Below are 19,849 nucleotides of genomic sequence, written 5' to 3' on the forward strand. Positions count from 1 at the left end.
ATGGTCCTCATAGTGAGTGGCTTTTTTGTGTTCTCGAAAATATGAAAAGAGGGAGACGGCTCGTTGTGTATGAAACGGTTTGGTGTGGTGCAGTGAGAGAAATGTTCGCACTTGAGGCGGATTGGTGCGGTGAGTGGAGAGAAAGGTTCGTGTATTTCCTGGATTGGTGTGTTTCAATGAAGATTTGGCTCATTTTACGAGTGGAATGGTTCATTTGGAGAGGGATTCTGTGAAAGGTTGAAAAATGGATTGTTAGGTTTTCTTTTGATATTCATGTAAAGTGTATGAAAAGAAACGAGGTGATCTTATCATGATGACAGTTTATGATTTTATTGTGAAGACTGCTAGTGGAGGGAAGAAATCTTTACAGGCGTATAAAGGCAAACCAATGATTATTGTCAATACTGCCAGTAAGTGTGGCTTTACAAAACAGTTTAAAGAACTTCAGGATTTATATGAAGAATATAAAGACAGAGGGCTAGTGATACTTGGTTTTCCATCCGATAACTTCAATAATCAAGAATTCGATGATATTGAGGAGACTGTTGAATTCTGTCAGGTGAATTATGGAGTAACGTTTCCGATGTTTGCAAAGGTAAATGTAAAAGGTCACGGAGCGGATCCTTTATTTTGTTACTTAATTGAACAAAAGAAGGGCATACTGACAGAGGGAATCAAATGGAACTTTACAAAGTTTTTGATTGATCAGAATGGACAGGTAGTAGAACGTTTTGCTCCTCAAACGAACCCTCTCAAAATGAAAAAGTCATTGGAAAAACTATTCAATGAATAATGGGAATACTTAGTTTACACATTTGTGCCTTGACACGTTAGATTGGCGCTGATAACCTTTTAATAATCTTTACTGACAATAGTTATTTTAGGAGGCAGAAAGTTAATGTGGGAATCAAAATTTTCTCGTGAAGGTTTAACGTTTGATGATGTATTACTAGTTCCGGCTGCATCTGATGTGTTACCGAAAGACGTGTCCTTGGCCGTGAGTTTGACGGATACAATCAAGTTAAATATTCCTATTATCAGTGCTGGAATGGATACTGTTACTGAATCCAAGATGGCAATCTCTATGGCGCGCCAAGGTGGAGTTGGCATTATTCATAAAAACATGAGTATTGAAGAGCAGGCAGAACAAGTCGTTACGGTAAAACGTTCGGAAAATGGAGTTATTAAAAATCCTTTCTTCTTAACGCCAGAACATCAAGTGTTTGATGCAGAACACTTAATGGGGAAATACCGAATCTCAGGTGTTCCGATCGTCAATAATATGGAAGAGAAAAAATTGGTTGGTATTTTGACGAACCGCGACCTTAGATTTATTCAGGATTATTCAATGCTTATTGATGAAGTTATGACGAAAGAAAACTTAGTAACTGCTCCTGTAGGCACTACGTTGGAAGAAGCAGAGAAGACACTACAGCAATATAAGATTGAAAAACTTCCTATTGTAGATGAAAAAGGGATCCTAAATGGTTTGATCACCATTAAAGATATCGAAAAAGTAATTGAGTTCCCGAGTGCTGCAAAAGACCAAGCTGGCCGTCTGTTGGTCGGTGCAGCTGTAGGAGTGACTGTAGATACGTCTACACGCGTGGAGAAGTTAGTACAAGCAGAAGTCGACCTTATTGTTATTGACACGGCTCACGGTCATTCTAAGGGTGTTATTGACACTGTTAGAGAGATTCGCGCGAACTATCCGCATCTTGCGATTGTCGCAGGGAACGTGGCGACTGCGGAAGCAACAGAGGCTCTTTACGAAGCTGGTGCTGACGTGGTCAAGGTTGGAATCGGTCCTGGTTCAATTTGTACAACACGTGTAGTAGCAGGAGTCGGAGTTCCCCAAATCACAGCTATTTACGAATGTGCGTCAGTTGCTAGAAAATATGGCAAGACGATTATCGCGGATGGCGGTATTAAATACTCTGGAGATATTGTCAAAGCGCTTGCTGCCGGTGGACATGCTGTTATGCTAGGAAGCTTGTTGGCGGGTACTACAGAGAGCCCTGGTGAATCTGAAATCTTCCAAGGACGCCGTTTCAAGGTATACCGTGGCATGGGATCAGTAGCGGCAATGGAACAAGGATCAAAAGATCGTTACTTCCAGGAAGATGAGAAGAAACTTGTACCTGAGGGTATTGAAGGTCGTATGCCTTATAAAGGACCATTAACGGATACGATCCATCAACTAGTTGGCGGTATTCGCTCTGGTATGGGCTATTGCGGGTCAAAAGATTTGGAAGCTCATCGGGAAAAGGCACAGTTTATACGTATGACAGGCGCCGGCTTACAAGAGAGTCACCCGCATCAGGTTCAGATTACGAAAGAAGCCCCTAACTACTCTGTGCGTTAACTATTATTAGAGAATCGGCAGGAAGGTAAATATACCTTCCGCCGTTCTAATGTTTTACACCTTTTTTCGTCACTTTCTATGAGCGAAAAGGTGTTTTTTTGGGATAAGGATACATGATACGGCGATAATATGGTACACTGATTTTTGATATTGTCAATACGGGGGTATAGTGAGTGAAAAAGGTAACAAGAAGATGGCTGTCAGTTTTGATGGTACCGATGATGTTGTTAATGACAATCGGAATCCATACGCCTGCGGCAAATGCAGAATCTTCCTTGGGGATTCATGTAGACGGAGCAATTTTGATTGATGCGGACAGTGGAAAAGTTTTGTACGAAGAAAATGCTGATAAAGCATTAGGTATTGCAAGTATGACGAAAATGATGACGGAATACCTGATGTTTGAAGCATTGGAAGAAGGCACGATTTCTTGGGATCAAGAGTATCGGGTGAACGGATATACATATGCTGTGTCGCAAGATCGCCGTTTGAGCAATGTGCCACTTCGCCGTGATGGCACGTATACCATCCGTGAACTTTATGAAGCTGTAGCAATTTATTCAGCCAATGCTGCTACAATTGCGATCGCAGAGACAATTGCAGGAACAGAGGCAGAGTTCATAAAATTAATGAATGCCAAAGCTGAAGAGCTTGGATTAACAGACTATAAATTTGTCAATTCGACAGGTTTGAATAACAATGACTTACAGGGAATGCATCCAAGTGGGACAGGCGAGAAGGACGAAAACGTGATGCCTGCACGTTCTGTTGCCAAATTGGCCTATCACCTATTGCAAGACTATCCCGAGGTACTGGAAACTACAAAAATCAGTAAGAAGGTATTTCGCGAAGGTACAGAAGATGCCATCAATATGGATAACTGGAACTTCATGCTTCCCGGTTTAGTGTATGAGTACCCGGGAGTGGATGGCTTGAAGACGGGAACTACTGAGTTTGCGGGACATTGTTTTACAGGTACTGCCACTCGTGCTGATAAACGGGTTATTGCAGTTGTAATGAATGCTGTAGATACAAAGGGTGTTGGTTCGTATCAAGCACGTTTTGATGCTACTCGTGCATTGTTTGACTATGGCTTCAGTCAATTTACTGAAACAGAGCTTTTACCTGCAGGACACCAGTTCAAGAAACAAAAAACATTAGGTGTCATCAAAGGGAAAGAGAAGAAAGTTGGAATTGCCACAAAAGAACCTGTTAGCATGTTGATTCGCAACAGTGAGAAAAAAGAGTATGAACCTGAGCTTGTGCTCGACAAAAAGCTTGTGAAAGATGGAAAAGTTCAAGCACCATTGAAAAAAGGTACAGTGATCGGCCATGTGAAGTTAGTAAAAAAAGATGGTTCGGACCTTGGTTTTATCGATGGGGAAACAGCGGGCACTGAAGTTGTGACAACGGAAGAAGTGAAGAAAGCAGGATGGTTCTCTCTAACGATGGGAGCAATCGGAGATTTCTTTGCCAGCGCTTGGAAGAGTTCAACTGGTTTTGTAAAAGGATTATTTGATTGATGTAAAGCAACGGACCTATAAACTAGGTGTCGTTGCTTTTTTTATGTTCCAGACTTGCAATAGAGTGTCAATTCCTGTCGTGATCTCCTCTTCCGACAATCCACCAAAACCGATGAGGAAGGAGGGGGTGGACAAGCTAGGGACAGTTCGGTAGGTATCTAGGCCGCGAACTTTGATTCCCACGGATAATGCTTTCTCCAGCAATTCCTCTTCAGTACTCTCTATATGTACATGCAGCAAAATATGCATGCCAGCTTCATCGCCTGAGAACGAAATAAAAGGCTCGTAAAGTTTCAATACTTCAGTCAGAACTTGCATCTTTCGACGATAAATTTTGCGCATCCGATTGAGATGGCGGGAGAATTTTCCGTCGGCCATGAAGCGCGCAAGAATATGCTGATCGATCCTTGGAACCGAAGATGAATAGGGAATGAATGCTTGCCGATACATTTCCAGTAGCAGCGGAGGAAGCACCATGTAAGCAATACGCATCGAAGGCATAAGCGATTTTGTGAAGGTGCTCAGGTAAATAACGTTTTCGCCCTTATCCATTCCCTGCAATGAAGGGATGGGACGGCCGCGATAACGGAATTCACTGTCATAATCGTCCTCAATAATAAAAAAGTCAGGATTGGAAGCTGCCCAGTTCAAGAGAGCCGTTCTGCGTGCTGCAGTGAGCACTGTACCCGTTGGAAACTGATGAGAAGGGGTAACGTAGGCAATTGTTGCATTCGATCGTTGAAGGGCTTTTACGTCCATTCCCTCTTGATCCACTGCAATCGGGATTGTTTGCCTATGGCTTTCTGAAAACACATGCCTTGTCATCAAGTAACCGGGATCTTCAATAGCATAGCGAGCCTCCTCGCCCAGTATCCGAATAATCAATGGCAGTAATTGTTCTGTTCCGGAGCCAACGATAATTTGTCCAGGCGTACAGTCTACTCCACGTGAGTGATATAAATAACGTGCGATTTCCCGGCGTAATTCTAGGTCGCCGTGCGGGTCGCCCAACAGTAATAGATGGGAATGAGATGAATCTATTATATCGCGTGCATACTTCCTCCAATCTGAGAAGGGGAAGTGATCTGTATCAATCGCCCCTGCAGAAAAATCGTAGAGAATTGGCTCTTCCTTTATTTTTTGCACGGCAGCGGGGATTTCTAATTTCATTGGCTGCACATAGGCCAGTTCTTCAATCGCTTGAACGAAGTACCCTTTTCTTGGTTCTGCAGCAATGAAACCTTCTGCAGCTAGCTGGTCATAGGCCAATTCAATAGTTGTTTGGCTGACGTTCAGAAAGTCCTCCAACTGACGTTTAGAAGGCAGCTTCATCCCTACAGGAAATTTTCCATCAATGATATCTTGTCGAATTTGATTGTATATTTGCTGATATAACGGAATGTCTGATGTTTTCTGAAGCTCAATGAAAATCATATCCATGCTAAAAACTTCCTTCTGACCACTTCACTTATTGTCTATCTGGCTATTTCAATGTGGTCAAATTCGATTATACTGAAAATATCGAAAAGGGGGAAGAGATATGAACTTTAAATATGGTGGAGTTATCATGGATGTAATTAATGCAGAGCAAGCACGAGTGGCGGAAGCAGCAGGTGCAATAGCGGTCATGGCGTTGGAGCGGGTACCGTCGGATATTCGGGCAGCAGGTGGTGTCGCACGGATGGCGGATCCTCGCATTGTTGAAGAAGTGCAACAAGCTGTTTCTATTCCGGTTATGGCAAAAGCACGAATCGGTCATATTTCCGAAGCACGTGTACTCGAATCACTTGGCGTCGACTTTATTGATGAAAGTGAAGTATTGACACCTGCCGACGATGAGTTTCATCTTCTCAAGAGTGATTTTAATGTGCCATTTGTCTGCGGTGCACGTAACTTAGGGGAGGCGGCTCGTCGCTTGGGTGAAGGAGCGAAGATGCTCCGAACAAAAGGGGAGCCGGGCACAGGAAATATCGTGGAAGCGGTTCGTCACTTACGTATGATCAATGCACAAGTAAATAAAGTAGTGCATATGAGCAAGGATGAATTGATGACGGAAGCGCGCGACTTAGGGGCGCCATATGAAATTTTATTAGCGATTAAAGAAGCAGGACGTTTACCAGTCATCAATTATTCAGCAGGCGGTGTGGCGACTCCTGCGGATGCAGCATTGATGATGGAGCTAGGTGCGGATGGCGTATTCGTTGGCTCCGGCATTTTTAAGTCGGATAATCCGGAAGCATTTGCGCGTGCGATTGTACAGGCAACGGCAGACTTTCAAAATTACGGGCTGATTGCAAATTTATCAAAAGGTATTGGAACCCCAATGAAAGGTTTGGAAATGTCGAGGCTGGCGGATAGTGAATTAATGGCAGCGCGCAGTTTATAACGTAAGAACATGTTATGGGTGGGATGACCGTCCATGACATGTTTCCAATGGTTTGATCGACATCTATTATCATGAACCTTGTCATTGAAGATTATTTGTAGTATGGTATATCTAATTTCACATATTTCACGATGATAGGAAGCAGTAGCAACTAGGTTTTTTTAAAGAGAGCCAGCGGGTGGTGTGAGCTGGTAAAAACCGTTGTGAATCCGTCCTGGAGTAGCAGAACTGAAGTCAGTAGGTTCTTGCCGGTCAGTTGAGCCGATATCTCAAACAAGTGGACTGGGTAACCAGTCAATTTGGGTGGCAACGCGGGTAGTTCTCGTCCCTTTTATAGGGGATGGAGGGCTTTTTTTATTGTTTTTTTCTATGTGGATTATCTAAAGGGAGGCGAGTTGTATGCTAGACAGTAAAGTATTGCGTGCAAATTTTGAAGAGGTAAAGGAAAAGTTGAGTAAACGAGGAGAAGATTTAACCGATTTTGATAAGTTTGGCGGGTTAGACGAGAAGCGTCGCGAAATCTTATCGAAGGTTGAAATTTTAAAAGCAGAGCGAAATGAAGTCTCACAACAAGTTGCGCAAATGAAACGTAATAAAGAAAATGCCGATGAAGTCATCGTAAGAATGCGGGAAGTTGGCGAAGAAATTAAAGCTTACGATCAAGAGCTTGCAAAAGTAGAAGAAGAATTAAACTATGTGCTAATGCGTATTCCGAATATCCCGCATGAAAGCGTACCGGTCGGGGACAGTGAGGATGATAATGTTGAAGTCCGTACATGGGGAGATCAACCGAACTTTAGCTTTGAACCCAAACCGCATTGGGAGCTTGGAACAGACCTGCAGTTACTGGATTTTGAACGAGCAGCAAAAGTAACGGGCAGCCGTTTTGTATTTTACCGTGGACTCGGTGCACGTCTGGAGCGTGCGTTGATCAATTTCATGATGGATCTTCATCAGGAAGAGCATGGATATGAAGAAATGTTGCCGCCGTATTTGGTAAACCGTGCAAGCTTAACGGGTACAGGTCAACTACCTAAATTTGAAGAGGATGCGTTTTTGGTTGAAGAAGAAGATTATTTCTTGATTCCGACATCTGAAGTGCCGGTAACGAATTTTTACCGAGAAGAAATTTTAGACGGGGCTAAATTACCACAAGCGTTTGCTGCATATAGCACGAATTTCCGTTCAGAAGCGGGCTCTGCTGGTCGTGATACACGCGGATTAATCCGTCAACATCAATTCAATAAAGTGGAACTTGTTCGTTTCGTAAAGCCAGAAGACTCTTACGATGAGTTGGAAAAATTGACAGGGCACGCAGAGCGTGTATTGCAATTATTAAACTTGCCTTATCGCGTATTGAAGATGTGTACAGCGGATTTAGGATTCACGGCAGCGAAAAAGTATGACTTAGAGGTATGGATTCCGACGCAAAATGTGTACCGTGAAATCTCATCTTGTTCAAACTTTGAAGATTTCCAGGCACGCAGAGCTTCTATTCGTTTCCGTCGGGAAGCAGGCGCGAAGCCAGAATACGTTCATACATTAAATGGCAGTGGATTGGCAGTTGGTAGGACAGTAGCTGCAATTTTGGAGAACTATCAGCAAGAAGACGGTTCAGTCGTCATTCCTGAAGTACTTCGTCCGTATATGGGTGGAAGAGAAAAAATCGAGGCACCAAAATAATAAGAAAAGAAGCTCACTCCAGGACTCCGTCTTGGTAACGGGCTTCTTTTTTTTCTTCTTTTCTTTTCCGGCGAATGGCACGAAAAAAATTGGTCAATAGCTGACCGCATTCTTCTGCCAATACACCTTCCTTCACTTCACATTCATGATTGAAGCGAGGGTCATTAAGCAATTGATAGAATGTATGAACGCAACCACCTTTTGGATCACGCGCACCATACACTACACGAGGAATACGTGATTGCAGAATGGCGCCTGCACACATCGGACAAGGCTCTAAGGTGACATATAAAACAGCATCTTCCAGTCTCCAGCTCCCTAATGTTTCACAAGCAAGTTGAATTGCTGAAAGCTCAGCATGGGTCACAGCATTCTGAGTTGTTTCACGTAAATTATGGGCAGATGCAATGACTTTGCCGTCATGGACGATAACTGCTCCAATCGGGACCTCTCCTAAAGTCTCAGCTTTCTTTGCCTCATCTATAGCTAACATCATATAGTACTGATCATCTTTGTGCATTTCGTCCACTCCTTACAAATAGTCTATCATGTGAAAGGTCAAAATCAATATTTCAAATGTTCCACGTGAAACATTTAGGGGACGATGGATGAATTTGATTGCCTCAATAGGGAATCCGTCCATAAAGAATTATAAAAGTTTGAGTTGTTACTCAACAGAAAACTACTTTTAGTTAATTACTACTTTAAGAAATGGGGATTTTCCACTGAATTCAGATAAGTACCATACCTGGCCTTCTGATGTGTTAAAATAAAACATGTATCTAAATTGGAAGGGTGAAGGCCACGTGTTTGTTCCATTCATTGCTGTCGAAGGTCCGATCGGTGTAGGGAAGACTACATTGACTGCAGCGATTGCGAAGACTTTTAGCTATCAACAGCTTCAAGAAATCAGCAGTGAAAATCCATTTTTGGATCAATTTTATCAGGATAAAGAAAAGTGGAGTTTCCAAACAGAGATGTTCTTTTTGTGCAATCGTTATGAGCAATTGAAACAAATCAATAAAGACTATATATCCGCAGGTATTCCTGTTGTAGCGGATTATCATATTTTTAAGAATATGCTGTTTGCGCAGCGTACACTGGAAGCCAGTGACCTAGCTAAATATAAAGAAATTTACCGTATTTTGACACAGGATTTACCAATGCCAAATATCATCATTTCATTGTCGGCTAGCTTGTCGACATTACAACAGAGAATTCATGAGCGCGGACGTTATTATGAGTCCGATATGGATTCTGACTATTTACAACTGCTTTCGGACGATTATAGTTCCTACATACCTGAGTTTGAAAAAGCACATCCTGACATCTCTGTTCTCCATATAGACGGTGATCAGATGGATTTTGTGCGTGACACGCAAGACTTGAAGAATATTTTGGCTAGAGTGGATGCAGCTGTACAGAAAGGTTTGAATTTGAATGAAACTACATGAAATTCCAAAGAATAGCGTTTTTGCAGTGGCAGGAATGGTAGGTGTAGGTAAGTCTACGATGACTAAAGCTCTTGCATCGCGTCTTGGCTTTCAAGCATCCTTTGAAAATGTAGCAGAAAACCCTTATTTAGACCGTTTTTATAGTGATTTTGAACGGTGGAGTTTTCACTTGCAGATCTTCTTTTTGGCAGAACGTTTTAAAGAGCAGAAGCGGATTTTTGAAAATGGCGGTGGCTTTGTACAAGATCGCTCTATTTACGAGGATGTTGGAATTTTTGCGAAAATGCATGCTGATGAAGGTACGATGGATAGTGTGGATTATACCACTTACATGAATTTGTTCGAAGCGATGGTCATGACTCCTTACTTTCCGCATCCAGACGCCTTAATTTACTTGGAAGGTTCATTGGAATCGATACTTGAACGAATCGAACGGCGGGGAAGAGAGATGGAGTTGCAGACGTCTCGCGGTTATTGGGAAGAAACACATCGTCGATATGAGAAATGGATTGATTCGTTCACGGCATGCCCTGTCGTACGATTGAATATTGAGGACTATGATGTATTGAGGAATGAACAAGATGTGGATCAAATTATTGATAAAATAGCGAATGTGATAAAAAAAGAGCCGACTCCCGATAAGTAATGGGGGATGTCGCCTCTCTGGACTTTTAATGTGCTGGGACTTCTGTGAAGAATTCTTGATATAATTCACGTAGGACGAGATTTTCATCCTTTTCTTGAATACCGAAAACCAAACTGACTTCAGAGGATCCTTGGTTGATCATTTCGATATTGGCGCCTGTCCGTGCAATAGCGGATGCCGCACGTGCTGCCAGACCTCGAGTATGACGCATGCCTTCTCCTACAAGTACGACCATGGAATAGTCATGTTGGAAATGCACATCGTCGGGGTGCAACTCTGTTTCGATGCGATTTATAATACGCGCTTCTTTTTCATCCGTTAAGTGTTCGCTGCGAATAATAACGGAGAGGTTGTCGATTCCTGACGGTGTATGCTCATAAGGAATTTCTTCTTCCTCGAGAATTTGCAGCAAGTGGCGTCCGAAACCGATTTCTAAGTTCATCAAGTATTTATCTACGAATAGCGTTGAGAAGCCACTATCAGCCGCAATGCCGACGACGGATTGGAGTGCATGGTCTCGGTTTCGTACGATCATGGTACCCGGCGCGCTAGGATTGTTCGTGTTTTTGATGCATACAGGAATCTTGTGGCGAAATGCTGGAACCAGTGCTTCCTCATGGAAAACTGTAAAGCCTGCGTAGGCAAGTTCACGCATCTCTCGATAGGTCATCGTATCAATTGCCTGTGGGTTCTCGATGACTGTTGGATTCGCTGAAAAAACGCAATCCACGTCGGTGAAATTTTCATAAAGTTCTGCGTTTGTAGCGGCTGCTAAGAGTGCACCCGTAATGTCGGAGCCTCCCCGATTGAATGTACGCAATGTTCCATCTTCTGTATAGCCAAAAAAGCCTGGGAATACGACAATGCCCTTTTTATCGCGTAAAGTGCATAGTTTTTCATTACCTTCAGGTAAAGCGCGAACGCGTTCTGGGCGGTGGTTAACGAGCAGACCACCTTCACGCGGATTAACATACTCTGCGTCAATACCAATATGTTGGAAATACGCAGCAATTAATTTCGCATTGTTGTCTTCACCGGCAGCTTTTAGACTATCTATATACAAGATTTCATCTGATTGATCTTTCTTTAACCGTCGAATTAAATCTTGTTCGATGATTTGAGCAATCCCGCTATCGAGATCAAGACCTTCAGCGATTTGTTGATAGCGTTCCACGACATTATGTAATGCATCAGTCGTATCTTTTCCGGCTAGTGAAGTGTCTGCCAGGTCAATCAGCAGGTCTGTCACTTTAATATCTTCAGAAAAGCGTTTACCCGGAGCAGAAACTACGACGATTTTTCTAGAGGGATCAGACACGACAATGTCGACCACTTTACGGATTTGTTCCGCAGATGCGACGGAAGTTCCGCCAAATTTACAAACTTTCATTATATACCAGATCCTATCTATTTGAGATTATCTATCTATTATTTTAGAAAATTCATGATAACGGGTTGTTATTGAAGGCGGAATTCTCTATAATTGTCCTTATGCGAAGAACGATTGTTTTTTCATAGTGTACATTGTAGATGGGAGAATCGTCAAATGAAAAATGAAATTAATATTGGTTTGCTTGGCTACGGAGTTGTAGGAAGCGGCGTGGCAACCATCTTACATAACCATCAGGAAGATTTACGCCACAAGTTAGGTGTCCCTGTATCGATTAAGAAAGTAGTCGTTAAGGATTTAGAGAAAAAGCGTAACGGTGTTATATCGAAAGAAATGTTTACAACTTCTTTGGATGAAGTTCTCAATGATCCGGAAATTGATTTAGTGGTAGAAGTAATGGGAGGAACGTCAGCCGCTCAAGAGGCAATACGACGTTCATTGGAAGCAGGCAAAGGTGTTGTGACTGCAAACAAAGATGTCATGGCAGAGTCAGGTCCTGAATTATTGAAACTGGCAGATGAAAATAAATGTGATCTATTATATGAAGCGAGTGTAGGTGGAGGAATTCCATTGATCCGCACGCTGGAAGATGGATTAGCGTCCGACCGGATTACCGCATTGACAGGTATCGTCAATGGAACAACGAACTTTATTCTTACAAAAATGAAGCATGAAAATAAAACTTATGAGGATGCACTTGCAGAAGCAACGGAATTAGGATTTGCAGAAGCAGATCCATCTGCAGATGTTGATGGTATCGATGCTGCTCGAAAAATGGTAATCTTGGCTTCATTATCATTCTCTACGGAAGTCCGTCTTGATGATGTGTTCGTCCGTGGTATGAAAGAAATCAAAGATGGTGATTTGCAGCTGGCAGAACAGTTTGGTTATACAATCAAAATGGCTGGCTCTGCACGTAAAGACGAGGAGGGCATCGAGGTAGCGGTGGAACCGGTTTTCTTCCCGAACTCTCACCCGTTGGCAACGGTCAATAATGAATTCAATGCGGTATATGTCTACGGTGATGCAGTCGGTGAAACAATGTTCTATGGACCTGGAGCGGGCTCCATGCCAACCGCGACTTCAGTAACAGGTGATGTGGTAGCCGCTTGCCGTAATTTATTGCTAGGCGTGAATGGTAAGAGATTACATGCTCCGCAATATGAGCGAAAAGTGAAGAGTGACGATCAGAAGTATGCTCGCTATTTCCATCGAATTACGGTACGCGATGAAGTAGGCGTTTTGACGGAACTGACTTCTATATACAGCCATCATAAAGCAAGTTTAGCTACGGTCGTTCAAGACTCAGAGCTGCATGAAGAAGGTGCGGACTTAATTTTCATTACCCATAAAATATCTCGTCAACAACATTTGGATATTTTACAGGACTTAAAAGATACACCAATGGTCATTGACATTTCGAGTCATTACCGGGTGGAAGGAGAATAATTTATTATGAGACGATGGAATGGATTGATCGAAGAATATAAGGAATGGCTGCCTGTTACTGAGAACACACCTGCATTGACTTTGCAGGAGGGGAATACACCGCTGATTCACTTGGAGAACTTGTCGAAGCAGTGGGGAATCAATCTCTATGTAAAAACGGAAGGTACAAATCCTACAGGTTCATTTAAAGACCGCGGTATGGTCATGGCGGTTGCCAAAGCGAAAGAGGAAGGGAAAACTGCATTGATCTGCGCATCAACGGGTAACACATCCGCTGCTGCAGCGGCGTACGGTGCACGTGCCGGAATGCGGACAATTGTCGTAATCCCGGAAGGTCGCATCGCGCTTGGTAAATTGGCACAGGCAAAAATGTATGGAGCAGAAATTGTAGCAATCAAAGGTAACTTCGACGAAGCACTTCGTATGGTCCGTGAAGTCGGTGAAGGAAAGATTGCATTGGTGAATTCCGTTAACCCTTATCGTTTGGAAGGTCAAAAGACCGTAGCATTCGAAGCGATCGAGCAGCTCGGCAAAGTGCCGGATATCTTCGCATTGCCTGTTGGAAATGCCGGAAATATCTCTGCTGCGTGGAAAGGCTTCAAAGAGTACGCGGAGAAAAAAGGTACAGGTACACCGAAGTTACTAGGCGTACAAGCGGATGGGGCAGCGCCAATTGTTTATGATCGTGTATTCGAAGAGCCAGAAACTGTTGCAACGGCCATTCGCATTGGGAATCCTGCAAGTTGGCACCTAGCGACTCAAGCATTAGAAGAATCTGGCGGCGATATTCTCTCCGCAACAGACGAAGAAATTCTAGAAGCCTATCAATTACTTGCTGCGTCAGATGGAATCTTCGCGGAGCCTGCGTCTTGTGCAACGATTGCAGGAATCAAAAAACGTTTAGATGCCGGATTAATTGATAAAGGTACAACCATTGTCGGAATCCTGACAGGAAATGGCTTGAAGGACCCTGAGACAGCGATTAACGTTAACTCCGATAAGCCATTAATGACGAATGAACAATTTGATAACTTTCTTAAAGAATTGAAAGAGGGGAACGACTAATGACGGAAGCCGGTTTTTCAGTGACCGTGCCAGCCACGACGGCGAATCTCGGACCCGGCTTCGATCATTTAGGTCTTGCCCTTTCACTTAAAATGACAATAGAAGTATCTTCTGCCGCACAGTGGCATATTCAGTATCAAGATAAGGAATATGCCTCGCTGCCAACAGACGAAACAAATTTAATTGTACAGACCATTCAACAGGTAGCTTCACGATATGGTCAAGTTGTAGCGCCCCACAAGTTGGTTGTTTACTCTGATATTCCTTTAGGAAAAGGTTTAGGGAGCAGTGCAACAGCAATTGCTGCAGGAATTGAAATTGCGAGCGAACTGGCAGAGCTGCATTTATCACCTCAAGATAAACTCCGAATCGGCAGTGAGTTGGAGGGGCATGCAGATAACATAACGGCTGCATTGCTCGGTGGGATTACTGTATCCTATTTTACAGAAGAACAGATGGAAGTCCTGACATTCCCTGCACCCCCGATTGGCGTCGTGATAATGGTTCCGCCGGTCGCATTGAAAACAGAAGCTTCTCGCGGACTATTGCCTGAGCAAGTGACGCATAAGACAGCGATTCAAGGAAGTGCAGCGGGCAGTTTGATGACAGCAGCAATTGCGCAAGCTGACTGGGTAACAGCGGGCCGTATGATGGAACGAGATATTTTTCACGAACCATACCGTAAGATCGGATTTCCTGAATTTGATGAAATTCGATTAGCGTGTAAAGAAATCGGTGCGTACGGCATGACGATCAGTGGGGCAGGTCCCTCACTTTTCATTGCTGTCCCGCCTGAGACCGAGCAACAAGTAGCAGCTTTGCTTGATCAACGTTTTCCGCATTATCAGGCGATTGCGTTGCAACCAGCAGAGCAAGGTGCGTATATTTCAAAATAAAGAAGCATCCGGGCTATATGCTCGGATGCTTCTTTATTTTTATGCAATAAAAAAACGTTACATCATGTAACGTGTAATGTCAAAAATATGGCGGAGGAAGAGGGATTCGAACCCCCGCGGGCTTTAACACCCCTGTCGGTTTTCAAGACCGATCCCTTCAGCCGGGCTTGGGTATTCCTCCGTGTTGGACAAGTAATACTTTATCATGTTCTAAAAGTAATGTCAACGGTTATTCTTTAACTTTTCTTTTCTTCGATAAAATATGCGCCATATATAGAAACTTAGTAGGCCAGCCGCTTGAACAGCAACCGCATAAGTAAAGTTCAAATTTGAATTTGAGTAGATCATGATAAGTAAACCGATTAGGACAGCCGGCAGTACAACCACTGTGTACATACGCACTTCAGGGTTTCGAAAACTTAGTTCAAACTCTTTCATTTGAAACACCGCCTTTCTATATATTCTATCGTATTCAACACGTTGGTACAATAAATGTTTGATTTTTAGTGTGGAAGCTGTATAATTAGAAATGCCGTGCTAGGTGGGGAATTAGCGGTGCCCTGTAACTTGCAATCCGCTCTAGCAAGACTGAACTCCTTCTCGAGGCTGTCCGCATGTAGGGTCTGCCTCTTGCACGTAGTGTTGACGTCTGGGTCCTGCGCAATGGGAACCCATGAACCATGTCAGGTCCGGAAGGAAGCAGCATTAAGTGGACTCTCTCATGTGCCGCGGGGTAGCCTAGGCCGAGCCAACGACAAGAGTAACGCTTATGTGCGGCAGTCGAAGGAAGGTGCACGGCTTTAATTGAACAATTCACTCGTCCGTTCTTAGAATGGGCGAGTTTTTTATGTCCTGAAAATGGTGTATACTTTGAAGGATAATGAATTCATCTAACGAAAGGGAGCGATTTGCGATGGCGGAGAAACAAATGAACGTAGAAAGTTTTAATTTGGATCACACGAAAGTAAAAGCACCTTATATTCGATTAGCAGGAACTTCTGAAGGACAGAACGGGGACAAAATTTATAAGTACGATTTGCGTTTTTGTCAACCAAATAAAGAGCATATGGATATGCCTTCCATTCATTCATTGGAACATATGATGGCAGAGTTTAGCAGGAATCATTTAGACCAAATTGTGGATATCAGTCCGATGGGTTGCCAAACCGGTTATTATTTAGCAGTCATCAACCATGAAGACTATGAAGAGATCCTTTCTATAGTAGAAAAAACATTGAATGACGTGTTAGTGGCTACCGAAGTGCCTGCTTGTAATGAAGTACAGTGCGGTTGGGCAGCAAGCCACAGTTTAGAAGGAGCCAAGGAGCTTGCACGTAATATGCTGTCGAAGAAAGATGAGTGGACTGAGATTTTTGCGTAAGACTTTCAAGAGATCGTAAAGCCATAAAAGCAGTATTCATGCTATAATAGAAGTATTATGCAAAATGGAGAAAAGGGGGAAATGCAGTTGATTTATCAAGCATTATATCGAGCCTATAGACCGCAGACATTCGGCGAAATGTCCGGTCAGCAGGCTATCAAGCAGACACTGCAAAATACCCTTCTCCATCAGAAAACGACGCACGCGTATTTGTTTTCAGGTCCGCGCGGAACAGGGAAGACAAGTGCGGCAAAAGTTTTCGCGAAAGCCTTGAACTGTGAGAACGGACCGGCAACGGAGCCGTGCAATGAATGTGAAACGTGTAAAAGTATCACAGAAGGATCGAATACCGATGTCACCGAATTTGACGCAGCCTCCAATTCACGTGTCGAAGAGATCCGCGATATTATTGAACGTGTTCATGTTGCTCCGTCGAATGCACGTTTTAAAGTGTATATCATTGATGAAGTGCATATGCTCTCGAACTCGGCATTTAACGCATTGTTGAAAACATTGGAAGAGCCTCCTGCCCACGTGGTATTTATTCTAGCAACAACCGAGCCTCATAAATTGCCGCTTACGATCATTTCTAGATGCCAACGATTTGACTTTAAACCGATTACAGCTGGGGAAATCATGCAGCGCATGAGGAAAGTGCTGGACGATATCGGTGTGAAAGCGGAGGACGGGGCAATGCGGGCAATTGCACAAGCAGCCACCGGCGGTATGCGAGATGCTCTCAGTATGCTAGACCAGGCAGTGTCGTTCAGCGGAGATGAGCTGACCACAGAAGATGCGTTGTTAGTGACAGGAGCGATTGGAGAAGAGATTTTTTATCAGCTTGCTCAAGCAATCCAAGCAAAAGATGCGGGTTCTGCACTTACTTTGTTGCACCAATTAATAGCAGAAGGTAAGGATGTTGGCAGATTGGCGGAGGATATGATCACATTTTTCCGCGACATACTATTGCTTGGCACAGCACCTGAGCTGACAGATTTGCTGGAACTGATATCGGATGGTGAAAAGTTCAAAGAGTTGGCGCAAGGGTTTCATTCCGATGACCTGTACCGGTACATTGATATATTGTCGAAAACTCAACAGGAGATGCGGTTCTCCAATCATGGGAAGGTTTATATCGAGTCGGCGCTCTTGAAAATGATCCATTCAGGTGATCAACGTGTGGCTTCATCTTCTGCAGCAGATCCTGAAACGGCTCAAAAACTGGCTGTGTTGGAACAGACGGTTCGTCAGCTTCAACAACAATTGGCAGCGAGTCCTGTGCAACAAGCTACCGCAGAATCTCAAGCTCCAACTCGTCGGGCTGCTTCAACTGCGTCAAGATCTGCCAAAGTACCAACAGGTAAGATCGTTGAAGTGTTGAAATCCGCAACAAAGTCGGATATACAGACAATACGAGAGCAGTGGGCCGGGATGATGCAAAGTTTACAGAGATCTCATGCGGCTTTATTGGAAGAGACTGAACCGGTAGCGGCATCTGAGTCGGCTTTTGTGTTAAAATTCAAGTATGAAATTCATTGCTTGATGGCGTCAGAGAATGGAACGCTGCAAGCAGGACTGTCTGAAGCATTGTTGCGTCTAACAGGAAAAGCGTATGAAGTGATTTATGTCGCGGAAGATAGCTGGCTGAAAGTACGACAAGACTTCATTCAAAAGAATGGCCTGACCGTTCAGAAAAATCGGGAGTCCTCTCAACAATCGGAAGTGGAGCAATCCGCTTCAGCATTTATGGAGGAAGCGACTCTTGAACAAGCGGATCCCCTCGTAACAGAGGCGGAGAAACTTTTTGGAAAAGATTTTATTACTATAGAAGAAGATTAAATTCTTGAGGAGGAATTGACAATGCGTGGAATGGGAAATATGCAAGGTATGATGAAGCAAATGCAGAAGATGCAAAAGAAGATGGCAGAGGCTCAGGAAAACTTAGGTGAAGAGCGAATGGAAGGTACAGCTGGCGGTGGAATGGTGAAGGTTATCGTATCCGGACATAAAGAAGTCTTGGAAGTCATCATCGATCCAGAAGCAGTAGATCCAGAAGATGTGGAAATCCTACAAGATTTAATTGTTATTGCAACAAATGAAGCGATAACAAAAGCGGAAGAATTAACGAACTCCACAATGGGGCAATTTACTAAAGGAATGAACTTGCCCGGGATGTTCTAGGAGGCTGTGTAGTTATGCATTATCCGGAACCTATATCTAAACTAATGGATAGTTTTATGAAATTGCCAGGCATCGGCCCCAAAACTGCGGGTCGTCTGGCGTTTTTTGTATTAAGTATGAAAGAAGATACGGTACTCGACTTTGCAAAAGCGCTCGTCGATGCAAAGCGTAACTTGCAATTCTGTTCGGTATGCGGTCATATAACAGATATTGATCCATGTCATATCTGTCAGGACCAATCGCGCGATCGTTCGACGATCTGTGTGGTGCAAGATCCGAAAGATGTGATTGCTATGGAAAAGATGCGCGACTACCGCGGGTTATATCATGTCTTACAGGGGGCAATCTCTCCTATGGATGGTATTGGACCGGAAGATATCAATGTTCCCTCCTTATTGACTAGATTGCAAGATGAGGAAGTACAAGAATTGATTCTTGCAACGAACCCTACTATAGAAGGAGAAGCAACAGCGATGTATATATCCCGTCTTGTTAAACCATCCGGCATTACAACTACTCGTATCGCTCATGGTCTACCAGTCGGCGGCGACTTGGAGTACGCGGACGAAGTCACACTTTCGAGAGCATTGGAAGGCCGCCGAGAATTGTGAGGAGTGTGAGATGTTGTTTGGAAAAAAGAATAAATTAAAAAAAGAATATGATGACCGGCTTCGTGATTTAATGTTGGAAGCAAAAGAAGATTGGGAACGAGCACGAGAAGTTGAGAGTTATGTTAACGATTATGACGAGGATGTCCTGACACAACGTAAAATGGCGGAGTGTAGATACTTCTATCTGTTTCGTGAAGCAAAGATACGGAATTTAGGGAACGGTTGAACTAAAAGCTAGCAGAAACGCATATAGATAAGTATCTATGAAAGAAAGGGCGTTTTCTGTGAGAGTTTTAGTAATAGTTGCCTTAGGTATTGTTTCACTAATTTTATTAAGTATGAGTAAAACAACCTTAGAAAAAAACATGGAGCGCTTGTCTGTCTTCTGGTTTCGCTTGGCTTTTGCGTTCTTTGTACTCTTCTTAATGAACATTGCAGGTGGGTTTATTGGGATCTACGTGCCGGTAAACATTGCTTCAGGCATCATCTTGGCAGTCTTAGGAGTACCAGGATTCGCGGCGTTATGCGGTTTCGCTATTCTTTTTTAAAAAGAATAGCGAAAAAGCTTGCAATATAAAATGTACGGTGGTATATTTATAAGCGTCGCATCGGGGAGTTGCAAAACACCCGAACAACACAAAAAACTTTTTAAGAAAAAGTGTTGACAACAAAACAGCGATTTGGTATTATAAGAAAGTTGCCTCTTACGAAAGAGCAACCATATGAACCTTGAAAACTGAACAGCAAAACGTTAACGAATTATACGTTTGTGCATTGACTCTGTCGATGACATAAACAAAATGAGTATCTTAAATGATG

The 19,849-nt window shown here is 43.3% G+C and carries 21 protein-coding genes, 1 tRNA gene, 1 other RNA gene and 1 other annotated feature; of the genes, 18 read left to right on the forward strand and 5 right to left on the reverse strand.

Going from position 1 to position 19,849, the window contains the following annotated elements:
• The 4 genes from H7J92_RS00005 to H7J92_RS00020 all read left to right on the forward strand — a co-directional run.
• On the forward strand, positions 1-233 hold a 233-nt coding region (locus tag H7J92_RS00005; RefSeq protein WP_221834941.1), incomplete at its 5' end, for a hypothetical protein.
• Between the two features lie 77 nt (positions 234-310).
• A complete protein-coding gene (locus tag H7J92_RS00010) occupies positions 311-793 on the forward strand; it encodes a glutathione peroxidase (protein ID WP_281422235.1) in 483 nt (160 codons plus the stop codon).
• Positions 794-898: 105 nt separating this feature from the next.
• Positions 899-2,365, forward strand: coding sequence for an IMP dehydrogenase (guaB, locus tag H7J92_RS00015; RefSeq protein ID WP_078818851.1), 1,467 nt, complete (start codon positions 899-901; stop codon positions 2,363-2,365).
• Positions 2,366-2,538: 173 nt separating this feature from the next.
• The gene (locus tag H7J92_RS00020) at positions 2,539-3,888 is read left to right on the forward strand and encodes a serine hydrolase (protein ID WP_078818852.1); all 1,350 of its coding nucleotides are present in this window, start codon (positions 2,539-2,541) and stop codon (positions 3,886-3,888) included.
• A gap of 15 nt (positions 3,889-3,903) precedes the next feature.
• Here the strand turns inward: H7J92_RS00020 and pdxR are convergent, their stop codons facing one another.
• Complete coding sequence (gene pdxR / locus H7J92_RS00025) at positions 3,904-5,328, reverse strand: MocR-like pyridoxine biosynthesis transcription factor PdxR (RefSeq protein WP_221834942.1); 1,425 nt, start codon at positions 5,326-5,328, stop codon at positions 3,904-3,906.
• 100 nt (positions 5,329-5,428) lie between these two features.
• Here pdxR and pdxS point away from each other — a divergent pair, with 100 nt between their 5' ends.
• Positions 5,429-6,274: a pyridoxal 5'-phosphate synthase lyase subunit PdxS gene (gene pdxS, locus H7J92_RS00030; protein ID WP_221834943.1), complete on the forward strand. Its 846-nt coding sequence runs from the start codon at positions 5,429-5,431 to the stop codon at positions 6,272-6,274.
• 122 nt (positions 6,275-6,396) lie between these two features.
• Positions 6,397-6,607, forward strand: a binding site (T-box leader).
• A gap of 66 nt (positions 6,608-6,673) precedes the next feature.
• Entirely contained in the window at positions 6,674-7,957 is a 1,284-nt protein-coding gene (gene serS / locus H7J92_RS00035; protein WP_221834944.1) for a serine--tRNA ligase, read from the forward strand.
• A 13-nt stretch (positions 7,958-7,970) separates the two neighbouring features.
• Here serS and tadA read toward each other — a convergent pair whose 3' ends face one another.
• Positions 7,971-8,477: a tRNA adenosine(34) deaminase TadA gene (gene tadA / locus H7J92_RS00040; RefSeq protein ID WP_009499383.1), complete on the reverse strand. Its 507-nt coding sequence runs from the start codon at positions 8,475-8,477 to the stop codon at positions 7,971-7,973.
• Positions 8,478-8,733: 256 nt separating this feature from the next.
• Between tadA and H7J92_RS00045 the strand changes: the two genes are divergently transcribed.
• The gene (locus H7J92_RS00045) at positions 8,734-9,411 is read left to right on the forward strand and encodes a deoxynucleoside kinase (protein ID WP_009499384.1); all 678 of its coding nucleotides are present in this window, start codon (positions 8,734-8,736) and stop codon (positions 9,409-9,411) included.
• The gene (locus H7J92_RS00050; protein ID WP_078818857.1) at positions 9,398-10,057 is read left to right on the forward strand and encodes a deoxynucleoside kinase; all 660 of its coding nucleotides are present in this window, start codon (positions 9,398-9,400) and stop codon (positions 10,055-10,057) included. The genes H7J92_RS00045 and H7J92_RS00050 overlap by 14 nt, the downstream gene beginning before the upstream one ends.
• Before the next feature lie 25 nt (positions 10,058-10,082).
• Here H7J92_RS00050 and H7J92_RS00055 read toward each other — a convergent pair whose 3' ends face one another.
• Positions 10,083-11,447, reverse strand: coding sequence for an aspartate kinase (locus tag H7J92_RS00055; RefSeq protein WP_221834945.1), 1,365 nt, complete (start codon positions 11,445-11,447; stop codon positions 10,083-10,085).
• 156 nt (positions 11,448-11,603) lie between these two features.
• On the opposite strand from H7J92_RS00055, the gene H7J92_RS00060 reads away from it, so the two are divergent.
• From H7J92_RS00060 to thrB, 3 genes are read left to right on the forward strand one after another with little or no spacing between them, the layout of a single operon-like run.
• Complete coding sequence (locus H7J92_RS00060; protein ID WP_221834946.1) at positions 11,604-12,896, forward strand: homoserine dehydrogenase; 1,293 nt, start codon at positions 11,604-11,606, stop codon at positions 12,894-12,896.
• 6 nt (positions 12,897-12,902) lie between these two features.
• Entirely contained in the window at positions 12,903-13,961 is a 1,059-nt protein-coding gene (gene thrC, locus H7J92_RS00065; protein WP_221834947.1) for a threonine synthase, read from the forward strand.
• A complete protein-coding gene (gene thrB, locus H7J92_RS00070) occupies positions 13,961-14,857 on the forward strand; it encodes a homoserine kinase (RefSeq protein WP_009499389.1) in 897 nt (298 codons plus the stop codon). The genes thrC and thrB overlap by 1 nt, the downstream gene beginning before the upstream one ends.
• An 88-nt stretch (positions 14,858-14,945) precedes the next feature.
• On the opposite strand, the gene H7J92_RS00075 is transcribed toward thrB, so the two are convergent.
• Together H7J92_RS00075 and H7J92_RS00080 are read right to left on the reverse strand one after the other, a co-directional pair.
• Positions 14,946-15,038: transfer RNA gene (locus H7J92_RS00075), tRNA-Ser, on the reverse strand.
• A 41-nt stretch (positions 15,039-15,079) separates the two neighbouring features.
• Positions 15,080-15,295 (reverse strand): hypothetical protein, encoded by a 216-nt coding sequence (locus tag H7J92_RS00080; protein WP_009499390.1) that lies wholly within the window; start codon positions 15,293-15,295, stop codon positions 15,080-15,082.
• A 94-nt stretch (positions 15,296-15,389) separates the two neighbouring features.
• Here H7J92_RS00080 and ffs point away from each other — a divergent pair.
• The 7 genes from ffs to H7J92_RS17770 all read left to right on the forward strand — a co-directional run bounded on the left by ffs (position 15,390) and on the right by H7J92_RS17770 (position 19,578).
• Positions 15,390-15,655: signal recognition particle sRNA large type (ffs, locus tag H7J92_RS00085), an RNA gene on the forward strand.
• A gap of 115 nt (positions 15,656-15,770) precedes the next feature.
• Entirely contained in the window at positions 15,771-16,238 is a 468-nt protein-coding gene (locus H7J92_RS00090; RefSeq protein WP_221834948.1) for an S-ribosylhomocysteine lyase, read from the forward strand.
• An 81-nt stretch (positions 16,239-16,319) separates the two neighbouring features.
• The gene (gene dnaX, locus H7J92_RS00095; protein WP_281422236.1) at positions 16,320-18,077 is read left to right on the forward strand and encodes a DNA polymerase III subunit gamma/tau; all 1,758 of its coding nucleotides are present in this window, start codon (positions 16,320-16,322) and stop codon (positions 18,075-18,077) included.
• A 21-nt stretch (positions 18,078-18,098) separates the two neighbouring features.
• On the forward strand, positions 18,099-18,419 hold the full coding sequence (locus tag H7J92_RS00100) for a YbaB/EbfC family nucleoid-associated protein (protein WP_009499393.1): 321 nt from the start codon (positions 18,099-18,101) through the stop codon (positions 18,417-18,419).
• Between the two features lie 14 nt (positions 18,420-18,433).
• On the forward strand, positions 18,434-19,030 hold the full coding sequence (gene recR, locus H7J92_RS00105) for a recombination mediator RecR (protein WP_078818863.1): 597 nt from the start codon (positions 18,434-18,436) through the stop codon (positions 19,028-19,030).
• A gap of 10 nt (positions 19,031-19,040) precedes the next feature.
• The gene (locus H7J92_RS00110; protein WP_009499395.1) at positions 19,041-19,256 is read left to right on the forward strand and encodes a YaaL family protein; all 216 of its coding nucleotides are present in this window, start codon (positions 19,041-19,043) and stop codon (positions 19,254-19,256) included.
• A 58-nt stretch (positions 19,257-19,314) separates the two neighbouring features.
• Positions 19,315-19,578 (forward strand): pro-sigmaK processing inhibitor BofA family protein, encoded by a 264-nt coding sequence (locus H7J92_RS17770; RefSeq protein WP_171805955.1) that lies wholly within the window; start codon positions 19,315-19,317, stop codon positions 19,576-19,578.
• Positions 19,579-19,849: the final 271 nt, after the last annotated feature.

The sequence above is a fragment of the Sporosarcina aquimarina genome (assembly GCF_019748715.1).
Taxonomy (GTDB): domain Bacteria; phylum Bacillota; class Bacilli; order Bacillales_A; family Planococcaceae; genus Sporosarcina; species Sporosarcina newyorkensis.

What these genes read in the sequence shown, in the direction of transcription:
- H7J92_RS00010 (WP_281422235.1), top strand. Translation starts at nt 311, where the DNA reads ATGATGACAGTTTATGATTTTATTGTGAAGACTGCTAGTGGAGGGAAG.
- guaB (WP_078818851.1), top strand. Translation starts at nt 899, where the DNA reads ATGTGGGAATCAAAATTTTCTCGTGAAGGTTTAACGTTTGATGATGTA.
- pdxR (WP_221834942.1), bottom strand. Translation starts at nt 5,328, where the DNA reads ATGGATATGATTTTCATTGAGCTTCAGAAAACATCAGACATTCCGTTA.
- pdxS (WP_221834943.1), top strand. Translation starts at nt 5,429, where the DNA reads ATGAACTTTAAATATGGTGGAGTTATCATGGATGTAATTAATGCAGAG.
- serS (WP_221834944.1), top strand. Translation starts at nt 6,674, where the DNA reads ATGCTAGACAGTAAAGTATTGCGTGCAAATTTTGAAGAGGTAAAGGAA.
- tadA (WP_009499383.1), bottom strand. Translation starts at nt 8,477, where the DNA reads ATGCACAAAGATGATCAGTACTATATGATGTTAGCTATAGATGAGGCA.
- H7J92_RS00045 (WP_009499384.1), top strand. Translation starts at nt 8,734, where the DNA reads ATGTATCTAAATTGGAAGGGTGAAGGCCACGTGTTTGTTCCATTCATT.
- H7J92_RS00050 (WP_078818857.1), top strand. Translation starts at nt 9,398, where the DNA reads ATGAAACTACATGAAATTCCAAAGAATAGCGTTTTTGCAGTGGCAGGA.
- H7J92_RS00055 (WP_221834945.1), bottom strand. Translation starts at nt 11,447, where the DNA reads ATGAAAGTTTGTAAATTTGGCGGAACTTCCGTCGCATCTGCGGAACAA.
- H7J92_RS00060 (WP_221834946.1), top strand. Translation starts at nt 11,604, where the DNA reads ATGAAAAATGAAATTAATATTGGTTTGCTTGGCTACGGAGTTGTAGGA.
- thrC (WP_221834947.1), top strand. Translation starts at nt 12,903, where the DNA reads ATGAGACGATGGAATGGATTGATCGAAGAATATAAGGAATGGCTGCCT.
- thrB (WP_009499389.1), top strand. Translation starts at nt 13,961, where the DNA reads ATGACGGAAGCCGGTTTTTCAGTGACCGTGCCAGCCACGACGGCGAAT.
- H7J92_RS00080 (WP_009499390.1), bottom strand. Translation starts at nt 15,295, where the DNA reads ATGAAAGAGTTTGAACTAAGTTTTCGAAACCCTGAAGTGCGTATGTAC.
- H7J92_RS00090 (WP_221834948.1), top strand. Translation starts at nt 15,771, where the DNA reads ATGGCGGAGAAACAAATGAACGTAGAAAGTTTTAATTTGGATCACACG.
- dnaX (WP_281422236.1), top strand. Translation starts at nt 16,320, where the DNA reads ATGCAGTTGATTTATCAAGCATTATATCGAGCCTATAGACCGCAGACA.
- H7J92_RS00100 (WP_009499393.1), top strand. Translation starts at nt 18,099, where the DNA reads ATGCGTGGAATGGGAAATATGCAAGGTATGATGAAGCAAATGCAGAAG.
- recR (WP_078818863.1), top strand. Translation starts at nt 18,434, where the DNA reads ATGCATTATCCGGAACCTATATCTAAACTAATGGATAGTTTTATGAAA.
- H7J92_RS00110 (WP_009499395.1), top strand. Translation starts at nt 19,041, where the DNA reads ATGTTGTTTGGAAAAAAGAATAAATTAAAAAAAGAATATGATGACCGG.